We start from the raw sequence: 14,739 nt of genomic DNA on the forward strand, positions 1-14,739 counted from the left end.
GTTACCATAGATTGGGCACCAATCTAGCTAACTTATTTCTGGAATTGAGTATAAACCACAGAAACTGGTGAAGAGACGAAAAGAAGGGAAACCATGATATATCCACTAATAAAAGAAAGAAACCAGATTCACATTGTGAAAGATTCCTATCATTGTGCATGCGGTCTAGAATTTAATAAGGATCGAATTATTAAAAGGAAGACCCTTAGAAATATTAAATTTATTGAATTAGGTCAGGTAACTTGTGAGAACTGTTTTTTAAAACTTCTAAATTATGACTAATGGGTTTACATATTTTTTGTCGAAATTGTGTCGAAATTTTTGGAAATATTTGCATTTAGTTTCCCGTAAGACTATAGTACTATTAGTTTATTCTATAATATTTTAATACTTTAATACTTTAATACTATAAACGACAAAGGCAAACCTTTCGAAAGATTGGGACGCAAAGCTACAGGTCTAAAGTTTTTAACTAGGATGGCTGAGTTACCTGAAATAGTAATCATTTTAGGAGGGTGAATTTTGTCTGCATTAACCAATGAAAAAGATTTTGATACAGAATGGTTAGAACTTATTAATGAAGCTAAAAAGATAGGACTTTCCATTGATGAAATTAGAGATTTCCTAAAACGTTCCCTTTAGAGCCAATTTAATTTATCCCTTGGATAAAAAGACTATTGAGGTGGAGTATATAATTAATACGAGGGTTATTGATTATACAATTTTCGCAATATTCAATTTTTGGGACAGCAGCGGGCGCAAAGTATAAGACCTCAGGTGATTATAGCAGGTTATTATTGTTCGTCTGTATATTATGGAAAAGCAATATAATAAAATACCCTTATACAGAGAACGTATTTTTATTAAGTAAAATTTTAAAGTGAATAAAATGCTCTATAAATTTGAAACAGCTTAACAAATTAATGAGCAATTTGTTAAGCTGTTTTAGGTATAGGTTAATAATTTAAAAACTTCACACAAACCGCATAAGGCACAGTAATATCAGACTCAATCAACGTCAATTTCCCCGAAAACTCATCCCTTGAGAACAATACTAAATTGCCTGACTCCTGATTCGAAGCAACCACAAACTTCCCGCTAGGATCAATTTCAAAATCCCTTGGCCAATCACCTTCAGTCGATGTATGTTCAACAAAGCTAAGCTCGCCCGTTTCGATATCCACACGGAAAACGGCTATACTGTTATGCCCGCGATTACCGGCATAGACAAAGCGTCCATCAGCTGAAATATGAATCGCACTGCCTTGGTTATTATCTGTAAAATCAGCTGGAAGTGTGGATATATATTGTTTTTCGGTAAAGTGGCCATCTTCCTTATGATAGGTTAATACAATGACCTCCGAACTAAATTCGGTCATGATATATGCATATTGGCCATTAGGATGAAAAACCAAATGCCTTGGTCCGCTCCCAGCTTTTAAAGGTAACAGGCTGGCTTTTGAAAGTGTGCCATCACTGTTAATCGGATACGAAATAAGGGCATCAATTCCTAATTCTACAACTGCGAGATAGTTCTCATCAGGTGTGACTCCTGCATAATGAGTATGTGGTTTTTCCTGTCTTGGATCTGGGCCTGAACCTTCATGTTTAATGATTGAGGCAGCCGGTTGGACCGTGCCATCCTCCTCGTTAATTAAGTAGGATTCTACGGATCCTTTATGGTAATTTGCACTGAATGCATAGCGGTTTTTGCTGTCTACACTTACATGACATGGCGATGAGCCTGGAAGCATCTGACGATTTTGCTCCGTTAATGTGCCATCACCCTCTATTGAAAAAGCAACGACACCACCTTCTTCCCCTTTTTTTGCAACGGAATATAGATAGCGATTGTCCTTACTGATCGTTAGGTATGTAGGATTTTCTAACTGTGCCGCCTCGTTAATATCCACTATTCTTCCCTCGTTAGTATCAAGTGTGAAGGAATAGATTCCTTTACTGTCCCCCTTCGTGTATGTTCCAATATAACCGATATATTTTTGGTTGTTTGTCATTTGATCTCTCCTTAAAAAATGTAGTCTGTTTATTCTATCAAAATTTCCAATGATTACTCAAACAATGCAATCCTTGGATGAATGCTGTGATTAGAAATAATTAATGGAAACAGCCGTAAATTAATAGCTTTCCATAAAAAAATGATTATGATAAATTTGAAAGGGGAAAATTCCAATAGACATATGAACTACGGAGGGAATTATATTGCAGCCATTATTTTTAAAACCCGTTTTTAAAGAACGAATTTGGGGTGGAACCGCCTTACAAAAAGAATTTGGTTACTCGATACCAAACGATAAAACAGGGGAATGCTGGGCGATTTCCGCACATCCGAACGGTCCATCGATGATTGAAAATGGACCATTTGCTGGAAAAACTCTGGACGTACTTTGGAAAGAACAACCTGAACTTTTTGGAAATCCGACGGAAGACGTTTTCCCTCTATTAACAAAAATATTGGATGCGAACATGGATTTATCCGTTCAAGTTCATCCAGGTGATACCTATGCAAAAATCCATGAAAACGGTGAACTTGGGAAAACAGAATGCTGGTATATCATTGATTGTAAAGAGGATGCGGACATGATTTTTGGCCATAACGCCAAGACAAAAGAAGAATTGATCCAGCAAACGAAGGAAGGGCGATGGGAGGATTTACTTCGCAGGGTTAAAATTAAGCCAGGGGATTTTTTCTATGTACCAAGTGGGACCATCCATGCTTTGTGTGAAGGAACCCTGGTATTAGAAACACAACAAAGCTCGGATACCACCTACCGCGTCTATGATTATGACCGCAGAGATGCAGAAGGCAATTTGCGAGATCTCCATTTGGAGAAAGCGATTGATGTTACTTCAGTTCCACATCAAGGGAACGTTACTGTTCCTAAAATTGAAAAAAAGGAAAATGCAACAATTACCTCCTATGTTGAATCTGATTTCTTCTCCGTATATAAATGGGATGTAAACGGAAAGTCAACCTTTGATTTGCAGAATCATTACGTGCTTTTGAGTGTGATAAAGGGCGAAGGCACACTTGTTCATCAAGGGGAAGCCTATCAATTGGACAAGGGCACCCACCTTATCATCCCGGTTGGGTTTGGGGAATTCGAGATAGCTGGAGATTGCCAATTAATTGTCTCACATACATAACAAAAAAGGTCTGACTCCAAAATCCCTCACTATTTTTTATAGTGAGGGATTATTTTGAGTCTGATTCATTCTTAATTGCTTGATTGGATGATTGACCTATACTCACTTGGATAGTAACCCGTGTTCGTTTTAAATACGCGGCTAAAATAATACTGGTCTGGATAGCCAACTACCTTTCCGACCATTTTAATTTCCATATTCAAATCAGAAGAAAGAATGTGTTTGGCTTCGCTAATTCTTAATCGGGTTAAATATTTAATAGGGCTTTCATTTGTATACTTTTTAAAAATCTTCCCTAAATAATCCACCGTGAAGTTTAGTTCATTAGCTATTTCTTTAAGGGATAAATCTTTTTTATAGTTTTCTTTAATAAATAATTTGACAGATTCAACTAATTCTTCTGGTGATATTTTATCTGACATTGATAAAGCAATGTTTGCAAGAGAGTCTAAATCCCCTTTTAACTTTAGTTCGATTTTAGCTAATAATGAACGTAAATCTTCATTTACAACTGGCTTTAACAAGTAATCTTCTACCTTGTAATTGATTGCCTGACGAGCGTATTCAAACTCATGATGTCCGCTTAAAATAGCAGTTTTTGTATTTGGATAGGCAAAATAGATGCTTTTGGCTAATTCTAAACCATTCATAATGGGCATCTGGATATCTGTAATGACTAGTTGGGGTATATCTTTCTCAATCATATTAAGGGCTTCCTGACCGTTCATGGCTTCACCAATTACAATAAAATTGGGATTTAACTCGGATATTTTTTTGGAAATATTCCGTCTAATAAGGGATTCATCCTCAACAATAATTGTTTTAATTTGAAAGGTGTGATTCACGCATTATTACTTCCCCTCTATAATTAAACTAATCCTCCAATGGTAACAGAAACCCCTTTTTCACCATGGTTTTGTAATTCAAAGAAAGTGGCATTCTGATACAATAGCTTGAGTCTGATATAAATATTTTTAAGTCCCATCCCATTGATTTGTAAGTCGGGGATGTGAAGTAAATCAATCTCTGTCTCTATGAAATGATTAAATTCTTCTAGGACAATCGGATCAAACCCAGGGCCATTATCAGTTATTGTAATCCGCCATTTATTACTTTCGATTTTACCAGAAACAGAAATATTCCATGGTGGAGAATTATTTAAACCATATTTAATCGAGTTTTCAATAATAGGTTGAATAATTAGCATTGGGACAACAATATCGTTCATTTCTTTTGGAATATCAAAGCGAAATGTCAAATTTTCTTCATAGCGAATTTTCATACAATCTAAATATCTTTTTGTGTAAATGATTTCTGACGCTAGTGGAACACCTTTTTTATTTTGAGTGGAGATATACCTTAACATAAAGGATACGTTCTCACATAAAGTAACGATTTGCTTATTCATCCCCTCCTCAGCCATTACACTGATGTTGGTCAAATTATTATAAAGAAAATGAGGGTCCATCTGGGATTGAAGCGCAAGAAACTTTGCATCCAATTCCTGTGACCTAGCAATGAGCAGTTCATTAAAGGAATGCGACAATTTTTGATTCATTTTATTAAAGGCTATATTGAGTGCATCAATTTCACCAATTGAAGTACTATCCTTATCTACAACTGGAAAATCGTTTTTTGAAAGATCATCTAGATCCATTCTTCCAATTGCTCGCCGCAGCTTTTGTAATGGAAAGGTTACTCTTTTGGAAACGAAATATGAAATCATTAGGATTAGTAACAGGGTAATAAAAGTAATTAAAATAAATACTCTTGTCAGCTGATCCAAGTACGAAAATAATTCTTTTTGGTTCTGGGTTACAATGATGGTCCAGCCAGTAGATTCTAAAATGGAGTATGTCATGAGTTGTTTTGAGTTATTAATCGGACTCTTGATTTGATGTGTTTTTTCTGGTGTCAAATGTTTTAGCATTATTAAATTTTTGTAGTAGGATCCAGCCTTCTTATCTTTATCATTATTATATGGATAAAAAAAGTTGCCCTTAGAATCAATGACATAGATTTTTAGATTGTGATTCCCTCTAGTTTGTTCATTTAAATATTTAAACATTGTGTCGCAGTCTTGCTGGATTTCGACAATCCCTTGACCAATATAGTTGTTGTTCTTATAGACCCTTGTAAGTGAGATATACTTTTTATCCTTATTTGAATTCCTTAGTTCTGCTGGTAAATCATTATTGTCGAGCATACTGATGTATTTCCAGCCATCTTTCTTTACTGTTTGTGAATACCAGGGCTCGTTTTTTAAATCAACAGAGAGTTCTCCATTAAAATCTCCAGCTCCAACCATATTCCCATTAAAGTCATAAATATTAGCCTGTCTTGCAGTATCTGAACTACTGATGATTGTCAGAATTACATTAATTAGTGTAGTAACATTTGTATACATTTCAGGGGTGCTAGAATTGTGATTCCCTTTTTGATAGGTAATTGGTTCAAGGTCATGATTAAAATGTTCCCTCACTAAGTTCGAATAAACAATATTCATAGAGAAATTGTTTATTTTTGTTATCTCTTGATCTAAAAAACTACCAATAGAAATACTTAATTGTTTTTGTTGCTCTGAGACATTACTCTTCGTAAAATTTGCAAAGTACGCAAAAAGAAGCAGACCAATGCTGATTATAAAAACAATAAAAAACACTGAATAATAGGTAAAAAGGCTTTGTTGAAGTGTTTTAAACTTAAAGCGAAACAAATCAGTCTCCTTCTTTCTAGTCTAAAAATTACAAATAAGTGGCCGAATTTGTCTATTGAGGATACCTGGATGTAAGCGTATTCTTTAACTTATAAACGGTACCGCGTTATTCAATATTTTTATAATAAACTATTAATCTAGGAGGGTAAACATTTGAAGAAAATTAAATTAACAGCGCTTTCACTTTTGCTAATTATTTCTATTGTCCTTGCTGCTGGATGCAGTTCGGATAAATCATCTTCTGATGCAGGCAAAGACTCAAAGGTAACCTTGACTTTTGGAACACATCAATCTGGTATACCAAGAACAGGCATTATGCAAGAAATGGCAAAGGACTTTGAGAAAGAATCTGGTATAAAAGTTGATTTCCAAGTAGTCCCTGATGCACAATGGCGCGACCTGGTAAAAGCAAAAATTGCATCCGGTGAAGCTCCAGATATTATTAACGTCGATGTTGACCCATTAAGTTTAAATAGCAATATAAGACCGGAGGAAAATGCAATCGATCTTACAAAAGAGGAATTTGCAGGTAGAATGTCTAAAGAAATTCTTCCTTCTGTCAGCTATAAGGACAAGGTTTATGGTGTTTCATTTGCGCCAACAAAAATCTGGTATGTCTACTATAATAAGAAAATATTTAATGACCTAGGAATAAATCCACCTACAAATTATGAGGAATTTAAAGCTATAAGTAAAAAAATTAAGAAAGCCGGAATTACACCATTCTACATGGCACCAGCAAGTGGATGGTATCAAGTTCTTCCATTATTTGAAACAGGACCTAATTATGAAAAGTTAGTACCAGGAGTATATGAAAAGTTAAATAATAATGAAATGAAAATCCAAGATTTAAAACCACTGGAAAATGTTATAAAACAGGTAAAAGAGTTTGCAGACCTTGGTTACTACGGAAAGGACTTCCTCTCTAACACAGTTGAGGCAGGACTTGATTCGTTTGGAACAGGCAAGGCAGCTATGATTTTAAGGGTTCCGGGTACTGAAAATGACATTTCAAAGGCTCATCCGGAAATGAAAGACAAAATGGGATTCTTTGCGATGCCATTTGGTGATAACCAGGTCATTGGAGTGAACCCAGGTGGGTCTGCGGCAATGATTGGGAACAAGCATTCTAAGCACCAAAAAGAAATACTAGAATTCTTCCGTTGGATGACGAAGCATGAAAATCTTCAAAGAGTACTTGATGGCGGAGAGGGAAACTTAACTATTTGCTGGCCAGAAATCGATTCTAAATTAACACAAGATTATATTGATTATGAGAAGAATCATGAAAAAGGAACTGTCATGCAGGCAGCTGTTAAATATATCGATCCACAATGGATGGATATCGGTAAAGATTTAACAGGTATGTTTGCTGGATCGCTTACTCCTAAACAAATACTTGAGAACATTGACAAGAGAAGAGAAGAACAAGCGAAAGTTCAGAAGGATCCTAGCTGGGAAAAATAAATTTTCAGCATAAAAAAGAACCGAAGCCGCAATCTTAACGACTTCGGTTCTTTTTTCTTAATTGATCCTCAAGTGGTTCGACCTCTTTCACCGGAGAAGTTAGAGTCCAAATGAAAGATGCTCACTACTAACGATTGAGAGGTAATAAGATATGAAAACCAATAAAATCTATCCCTGGTATTTTTCATCAGGTGCTATTGTTTTGTATACAATCTTCATCGTTGTTCCATCTTTAATTGGTATTTATTACTCATTTACCGATTGGAATAGTTACGATGTAAATAAAAATTTCATCGGACTTGAGAATTATAAAAATATCATATTTGGAGACCATGTTTATTTAGAATTCATTAAGAACACGTTAATTTTCACTATCTTTACGACTCTTGCTAAGACTGTACTTGGTCTATTTCTTGCCATCTTGCTAGTTAGTGGTGTTAAAGCTGCAAATCTTCATCGAATGATTATCTTTTCTCCACAAGTATTATCTTTTCTAATTGTTGGTTTAGTGTTCAAAAGCTTACTTGATCCAAACAATGGATTTGTAAACACCACCCTTAGGTCGTTAGGATTAGACTTTATGGCACACAGTTGGCTCGGTTCTTTAACATGGGCAATGCCCTCAGTTATGGGTGTGGATACATGGAAAGGCATGGGCTATATCATGGTCCTCTTTATCGCAGGTTTATTAGCGATTCCCAAAGAACTTTATGAAGCTTCTGAAATGGATGGGGCAGGATTCTTTCAACGGTTATTTAGGATTACTTTACCCATGCTTTTTCCAACCGTAATGATTGCTACCGTACTTAATCTTACATACGGTTTAAGGGTTTTTGATATCATCTATGTTCTTACTAATGGCGGACCTGGTTCTGCTACTGATGTTATTAATACAGCTGTTTATTCTGCTTTTGCTAAAGGATATTGGGGACTGGGAAGTGCACTTTCCACTATTCTGTTCGTTATCATGGCAATTGCTTCTGTCTTTATTATTCGCATTATGAATAGAAAGGGGGAATATTAATGAGCATGATGAGGCTAATTAAACCGTTAATTTTGAATATGATTGCTTGGATTTTAAGTTTGATTGTGATTATTCCATTTTTAGTCGTCATTCTTAATTCCTTTAAATCCGATTCAGAATCTACGGTCTTAAATCTGTCTTTACCAAAAAAATTCTTATTCGAAAATTATCGGGTCGTTATCGAACAAGGACATTTAGTTACCTCCTTTCTAAATAGCTTGTTATACGCAGTCGTAAGCTCTGTACTTCTTGTGATTGTAGTAGCCTTTGCGGCATTTGTTTTATCTAGAAACCAATCTAAGCTAAATAAATTTATATATTTATTTTTAATCTTGGGAATCACCCTACCGATGAATTATATACCTTTAATGAGTGTTATGAAATCGTTGCATTTGATTAACACCCAGACAGGGATGGTTTTACTTTATACAGCAATGGGAATTCCTATTTCACTTTTTATCACGTATGCATTTGTTTCCAATGTTCCAAGAGAATTAGATGAGGCAGCTATTATGGATGGTTGTAATGGTTTTTCACTGTTCTTTAGGGTGATTGTCCCATTATTAAAGCCTGTTTTAGTCACCATCTTTGTACTTAATTTCCTAGGTGTCTGGAATGAATTTACCGCGCCGCTTTACCTGCTAAATTCAATTGATAAATGGCCAATGACATTAGCAGTCTATAACTTCTTCGGTCAATTTAGTGCAAGATGGAATTTAGTTAGTGCGGATATTGTACTCACATCTGTCCCAGTTCTAATCGTGTTTTTACTAGGTCAAAAACATATCGTTGGCGGCGTCACTTCTGGTTCTGTTAAAGGATAACACATTTTGATATATCTCCAGATGGATAGATTGTAGTTGTATAAAAATTTCGTAAATAAATTTTAATCTTTACTAAAGGTGGAGAAAACATGAAATTCAGTAATGGGTGTTGGTTGAATAAAGAAGGATATCAATATATTCATCCCATGGAAGTCAATGATACAAAGGTAACGAAAAATAAAGCTATTCTTTATGCTCCTGGCCGCAAAGTTTCACATCGAGGAGATACGTTAGACGGTGGAATGTTAACCATTGAATTATCTTCCCCGATAATAGATGTAATTAAAGTTAAAGTGTTTCATCATAAAGGGTCATTGAACAAAGGTCCTAATTTTGAAATATTTGAAGAGAATATGAATCCTTCTATTGAGGACCAAGAAAATTCCCTTACATTTATGAGTGGCGATTTAAAAGCAGAGGTTAATAAGGAAAATTGGAATTTAACCTTCTCTCATAAAAATGAAAAAATTGCGGAATCTGATAATCGATCCACAGCGTATATAGTAGCTGATACCAAAGAAGCATATATGCGGGAACAATTAACTTTAGATGTAGGAGAATTAATATACGGACTAGGTGAACGTTTTACCCCCTTTATTAAAAACGGGCAAGCAGTGGATGTATGGAATGAAGATGGTGGAACAGGCAGTGAACAGGCGTATAAAAATATTCCGTTTTATGTAAGTAATAAAGGCTACGGTGTATTTGTTAATCACCCTGAAAAGGTTTCTTTTGAAATTGGTTCAGAAAAAGTATCGAAGGTTCAATTCAGTGTGGAAGGCGAATCCATTGAATACTTCGTGATCAATGGTCCAACCATAAAAGAAGTATTAGAAAGATATACTAGTCTGACTGGAAAACCGAGTTTGCCACCTGCATGGTCATTCGGATTATGGCTTAGTACATCTTTCACTACCAATTATGATGAAGATACAGTAACGAGTTTTGTAAAAGGAATGGAACAGAGGGATATTCCTGTAGAGGTATTTCATTTTGACTGTTTCTGGATGAAGGAGTTTGAATGGAGTAATTTTAAATGGGATGATTGTATGTTCTCAGACCCTGAAGGGATGCTAAATAGATTAAAAGAAAGAGGATTAAAAATTTGTGTTTGGATTAATCCTTATATAGCTCAAAAGTCAGAACTATTTGATGAGGGCATGGAAAAGGGCTATTTGGTTAAGCGTGCAGACGGAAGTGTATGGCAGTGGGATAAATGGCAAGCAGGCATGGGACTTGTGGACTTCACAAATCCCGAAGCATGCAAATGGTTTCAAGAAAAACTTGAATTGTTGTTGGATATGGGTGTGGATTGCTTTAAAACAGATTTTGGTGAACGGATCCCAACAGATGTTGTCTACTATGATCATTCAAATCCACAAAAGATGCATAATTATTACACTCAGCTTTACAACCAAACAGTTTATGAATTATTAGAAAGAAGATTTGGTAAAAATGAAGCGGTTGTCTTTGCTCGGTCCGCAACTGTTGGCGGGCAAAAATTCCCGGTCCATTGGGGTGGAGATAGTTGGTCAAATTATTCCTCCATGGCGGAAACGTTACGTGGTGGACTATCATTCAGTTTGTCTGGATTCTCTTATTGGAGCCATGATATAAGCGGCTTTGAAGCAGGGGCAACACCTGATCTTTATAAGCGATGGACACAATTCGGTCTACTTTCTTCACATAGCCGCTATCACGGAAGTAGAGAGTATAAGGTGCCTTGGAATTATGGCGAAGAAGCCGTCGAAGTTTCTAGGTATTTTACAAAATTAAAATTAAAATTAATGCCATATTTGTACAGAAACGCATGTGAGTCTTCTCAAACCGGCGTTCCAATGATGAGGCCAATGGTTCTGGAGTTTCAGGAGGATTCAACTGCTCAGTATTTAGATCAGCAATATATGCTAGGTGACAGTTTACTAGTTGCACCGATTCTTAATGACCAAAGTACTGTAAAATACTACTTGCCTGTTGGGAAATGGACAAATTTAATCACCAACCAAGTAGTCGAAGGTGGAAAATGGATTCAAGAAGAACATAGTTATATGACATTGCCGTTAATGGTTCGGGAAAATTCTATTATAGCAATGGGTGCCATTGAAAATAAAGCATCATACAATTATTCAAAGGATGTTACCCTTCATCTCTTTGAACTACAAGATGGGAAGCTTGCTGCCACAGATATTTACAATACTCAGGGTGAAAAAGTAAGTGAAGTGACTGCCGTAAAAGATGGTAACCTTATTACGGTGAAAACAAACGGACTAATCGGGCAATACCATATTTTACTGCGGAATATCAATAATATACAAACTGTTTCAAATGGTAGTGTAACTCAAACATCAGAAGGAACGATAATCACTCTAGCAAGTGAATATGCGGAAATTGAATTGGCGTAAGAGGAGAACAAGATTTTAGCTTAATCTACTGTACCCTGGAACGACGTTATATCGTTAATTTAAAAAAAGACAGAAGGAGCATTAAGTTTAAAGCTCCTTCTGTCTTTTTTTGTTGTATAGTACACCTGGTTTTAAAATACTTTTGACAATCCTCTATTAGAAAGTTAAGTTGGTCATATAAAACAAGTTAGAAATTTATTGAAAAGGAAAGAAAATAAATGCTGAAAATTATGAAGGCGCTAAATGCTTTTTGGATGTACATACATCAAAATCTTTTTCGTAAAATAGCAAGTAATATCCGCTATAAACTTATGCTCCTAATGCTTTCTGTCATGATTTTACCATTACTAATTCTGATCATGTTTTCAATAAATGTTTCGCAAAGTAATTTTGAAAAGGAAGTAGTAAATTCAAATGAGGCGAGAATTAATTTAGCAGGAAAATATTTGGATGAAAAGTTAACAGAAAGTGACAATATTTTGTTTGCAAGTTTAATAGATGAAAAATTAATACCAAGTATTAGTCAGATTAATGATGAAAATATTCCTTTAAATTTTAGTACGCTGGCTTATATCCAGGATAAGTTATTTTCTATTTACTATGGGAATAAACATGTGAATGCTGTTTCGATATATGCCAAAGAAAGCCAGACAGTCTACTCCTTAAAAGAGGCAGATTTTAAAGTATCCAAGATTAATCAACTAAATGGGACTGCTTGGAGTAATTTAGGGGTTCGTCCGAATTATAGTTTTGAAAGCAAACTGCCGAATCAAGGTTTTTCTCTTACAAGAAGTATCATAAGATTTGAGAATCGAAAAATTGTTGGTGGAATATCTTTGGAAATGAATTGGAATGTAATCGATAGTGTTGTTGAGATGCTAGAATCAGAACCGGAAAGTTCTGTTTTTGTGATAGACCGTCAGGGGCATATTCTTTACAATCCTAATCTAGCTAAAAAAACTTCCTTTGATTTTCAAAAAATCATCAAACAAATGAATGATAGTAAGAAAAATATATCCTATATAAAAATGAACAAAGGTTATGTTTTTTTTAAGCGGGCTTTCAACAATAAAGTAGCCATTGTAAAAGTTGTTCCTGAAAGTATCCTTTTGAATGGAGTTACGAAAACACTTATCGTTGGAATAATTATTAGTGCTCTTTCGATCCTGCTAACGATTATTTTATCTATTTTCATATCATTAAGCACGACAAAGCCGATCATTCAGTTAGTACATGCTATGAATGAAGTAGGAGAAAACAACCTTAATGTTAGTATTGAAACAGAGCGTATAGATGAAATTGGATTGCTCGAAAAACGATTTTCATCGATGGTTTACCGAATTAATGAGTTAATTAATAAAGAGTACAAAAGTGAGATAGAAACACGAAACGCACAATTTATGGCATTGCAAGCACAGATCAATCCTCACTTTCTATACAATACCCTTCAGCTGGTAGGCGGAATGGCAGTGACTCATAAAGCCGAGGAGATTTATTCTGTTATAAGTGCATTGAGTGATATGTTTCGCTATATAACAGGAAAGCAAGGAAACATGGTTTTAATTGACCGTGAGATAGAACATATTAAAAATTACCTATATATTCAGAACATGCGTTTTGAGGGGAAGGTACAGACTGATTTATATATTGAAGAAGGTACAGAGGGTTACACGATTCCAATGTTAACGATTCAGCCAATAGTAGAGAATGTTTTTAATCATGGATTTGAACAAAAAAAGGGATTATGGAAACTATCGATTGATGTTCAAAAAGTTTTTGACGATATTGAAATTACCATTACGGATAATGGTGTTGGAATTCCTGAGGAAAAATTAGTTGACCTTATGGAGCAAATGAAAGGAATTCCCTATTCTTTAAATACAAAAGGAAGTATAGGTATTAAAAACGTTGCTGCAAGGATACGGTTGTATTTCGGTAATGATTACGGTCTTGATATTTCAAGTACCGTGGGAAAAGGAACAATGGTGGTAATTAGGATTCCCGCTAAGATAACGATGGAGGGTATTTCATGATTAAAATATTAATTGTTGACGATGAAAAATGGACAAGAGAAACGATTAAGCAATTTGGAAAATGGGACCAATATGGTATTGAAATAATCGGGGAAGCTGGGGATGGACAAGAGGGATTAATGTTAATTGAACAGAGGTCTCCTGATATTGTCATCACGGATATGAAGATGCCTGGAGTTGATGGCATGGAGTTGCTTCAAATCATGGCAGACCGTTTCCCGCAGGTTCAACTGATTGTGGCAAGCGGGTATGACGATTTTAACTTTATGCGCCAGGCGATCCGTTCGAAGGTTAATGAATATTTACTGAAACCAATCAATGCACAAGATTTGAATCTAGCCCTAGAAAAGTGTATCAACGAAATAAAAAGTTATTCACAGTCACAATTTTATATGCCAATCTCTTTTTCTAGCAAAGATATTTCGGCCTTAATTATGGAATACAAAAAAACAATTACCTCATTTTTGCACGAATTAAATATTGAGGGATTTGAAAATGTCATTCACCGTTATTTTAATGAATTTAAGAAAGTGACTGGGGTTGACAGTAATGTAATTGCAAAGATTGAGCATGAATTTATTCTTACTTTAGAAGCACTAATGATAAAAAATAATTTTAATGTTCACGAGGTTTTTGAAAATAATGGTGACCTAATTAGTGAATTTGACCTTTCCCTTGATAGAGTTATGAAGAAACAACAGGATTTAGGAAAACGCTATATCGAGTATATGATTGATATAAATAAGCGGAAGAGCAGATTAAACTTGGAAGAAATTAAAGAATATATTGAACGGAACTTTGTAGATATTGATATATCTTTAGAGGTCTTAGCCAACAAGTTTTTTGTAAGTAAAGAATACTTGAGTAAAACATTTAAAAATGTACATGGATGCAATATTACCGAATTTATCGTCAGCCGTCGTATGGAATATGCAAAAAAATTACTACAAGGTAATGAGTTTCAAATCAAGAGTATTGCCCAGATGGTTGGTTATGAAGATATTTCTTACTTCTATCGAGTCTTCAAGAAATATTTCAAAATTTCTCCAGGTGAAATGAGACAAGGTTAAAAAAGTCCAAATGTAAGCGTTAATATTTTCAATATTTA

General features: G+C 35.0%; 11 protein-coding genes and 1 riboswitch. Of the genes, 8 read left to right on the top strand and 3 right to left on the bottom strand.

From position 1 onward, the window contains the following. The first annotated feature begins 410 nt into the window (after positions 1 to 410). Positions 411 to 494: riboswitch (cyclic di-GMP riboswitch) on the top strand. A 28-nt stretch (positions 495 to 522) separates the two neighbouring features. Beyond that, positions 523 to 642: an anti-repressor SinI family protein gene (locus J7E67_RS02230; RefSeq protein ID WP_214716505.1), complete on the top strand. Its 120-nt coding sequence runs from the start codon at positions 523 to 525 to the stop codon at positions 640 to 642. 314 nt (positions 643 to 956) lie between these two features. Here the strand turns inward: J7E67_RS02230 and J7E67_RS02235 are convergent, their stop codons facing one another. Beyond that, positions 957 to 2,015: a lactonase family protein gene (locus J7E67_RS02235; protein WP_214716507.1), complete on the bottom strand. Its 1,059-nt coding sequence runs from the start codon at positions 2,013 to 2,015 to the stop codon at positions 957 to 959. A gap of 202 nt (positions 2,016 to 2,217) precedes the next feature. Here J7E67_RS02235 and manA point away from each other — a divergent pair, with 202 nt between their 5' ends. After that, positions 2,218 to 3,165, top strand: coding sequence for a mannose-6-phosphate isomerase, class I (gene manA, locus J7E67_RS02240; RefSeq protein WP_214716598.1), 948 nt, complete (start codon positions 2,218 to 2,220; stop codon positions 3,163 to 3,165). Between the two features lie 71 nt (positions 3,166 to 3,236). Here manA and J7E67_RS32020 read toward each other — a convergent pair whose 3' ends face one another. Then, positions 3,237 to 4,010, bottom strand: a complete 774-nt coding sequence (locus J7E67_RS32020) for a response regulator transcription factor (protein ID WP_214716508.1) — start codon at positions 4,008 to 4,010, stop codon at positions 3,237 to 3,239. Positions 4,011 to 4,033: 23 nt separating this feature from the next. Further along, the gene (locus tag J7E67_RS02250) at positions 4,034 to 5,881 is read right to left on the bottom strand and encodes a sensor histidine kinase (protein ID WP_214716509.1); all 1,848 of its coding nucleotides are present in this window, start codon (positions 5,879 to 5,881) and stop codon (positions 4,034 to 4,036) included. Between the two features lie 153 nt (positions 5,882 to 6,034). On the opposite strand from J7E67_RS02250, the gene J7E67_RS02255 reads away from it, so the two are divergent. The 6 genes from J7E67_RS02255 (at position 6,035) to J7E67_RS02280 (ending at position 14,701) form a co-directional block, all read left to right on the top strand. Beyond that, positions 6,035 to 7,348: an ABC transporter substrate-binding protein gene (locus tag J7E67_RS02255; protein ID WP_214716510.1), complete on the top strand. Its 1,314-nt coding sequence runs from the start codon at positions 6,035 to 6,037 to the stop codon at positions 7,346 to 7,348. A gap of 151 nt (positions 7,349 to 7,499) precedes the next feature. Next, positions 7,500 to 8,372 (top strand): carbohydrate ABC transporter permease, encoded by an 873-nt coding sequence (locus tag J7E67_RS02260; protein WP_214716511.1) that lies wholly within the window; start codon positions 7,500 to 7,502, stop codon positions 8,370 to 8,372. Continuing rightward, the gene (locus tag J7E67_RS02265; protein WP_251026523.1) at positions 8,372 to 9,196 is read left to right on the top strand and encodes a carbohydrate ABC transporter permease; all 825 of its coding nucleotides are present in this window, start codon (positions 8,372 to 8,374) and stop codon (positions 9,194 to 9,196) included. Before J7E67_RS02260 ends, J7E67_RS02265 begins: the two co-directional genes overlap by 1 nt. An 89-nt stretch (positions 9,197 to 9,285) precedes the next feature. Beyond that, positions 9,286 to 11,598 (top strand): alpha-xylosidase, encoded by a 2,313-nt coding sequence (yicI, locus tag J7E67_RS02270; protein WP_214716512.1) that lies wholly within the window; start codon positions 9,286 to 9,288, stop codon positions 11,596 to 11,598. A gap of 218 nt (positions 11,599 to 11,816) precedes the next feature. Then, the gene (locus tag J7E67_RS02275; RefSeq protein WP_214716514.1) at positions 11,817 to 13,631 is read left to right on the top strand and encodes a sensor histidine kinase; all 1,815 of its coding nucleotides are present in this window, start codon (positions 11,817 to 11,819) and stop codon (positions 13,629 to 13,631) included. After that, a complete protein-coding gene (locus tag J7E67_RS02280; protein ID WP_214716515.1) occupies positions 13,628 to 14,701 on the top strand; it encodes a response regulator in 1,074 nt (357 codons plus the stop codon). Before J7E67_RS02275 ends, J7E67_RS02280 begins: the two co-directional genes overlap by 4 nt. Positions 14,702 to 14,739 lie beyond the last annotated feature (38 nt).

The sequence above is a fragment of the Bacillus sp. ISL-46 genome, from assembly GCF_018613205.1.

Coding starts and splice junctions, on each gene's coding strand:
- J7E67_RS02275 (WP_214716514.1), top strand. CDS start 11,817: ATGCTGAAAATTATGAAGGCGCTAAATGCTTTTTGGATGTACATACAT.
- J7E67_RS02235 (WP_214716507.1), bottom strand. CDS start 2,015: ATGACAAACAACCAAAAATATATCGGTTATATTGGAACATACACGAAG.
- yicI (WP_214716512.1), top strand. CDS start 9,286: ATGAAATTCAGTAATGGGTGTTGGTTGAATAAAGAAGGATATCAATAT.
- J7E67_RS02265 (WP_251026523.1), top strand. CDS start 8,372: ATGAGCATGATGAGGCTAATTAAACCGTTAATTTTGAATATGATTGCT.
- J7E67_RS02260 (WP_214716511.1), top strand. CDS start 7,500: ATGAAAACCAATAAAATCTATCCCTGGTATTTTTCATCAGGTGCTATT.
- J7E67_RS02280 (WP_214716515.1), top strand. CDS start 13,628: ATGATTAAAATATTAATTGTTGACGATGAAAAATGGACAAGAGAAACG.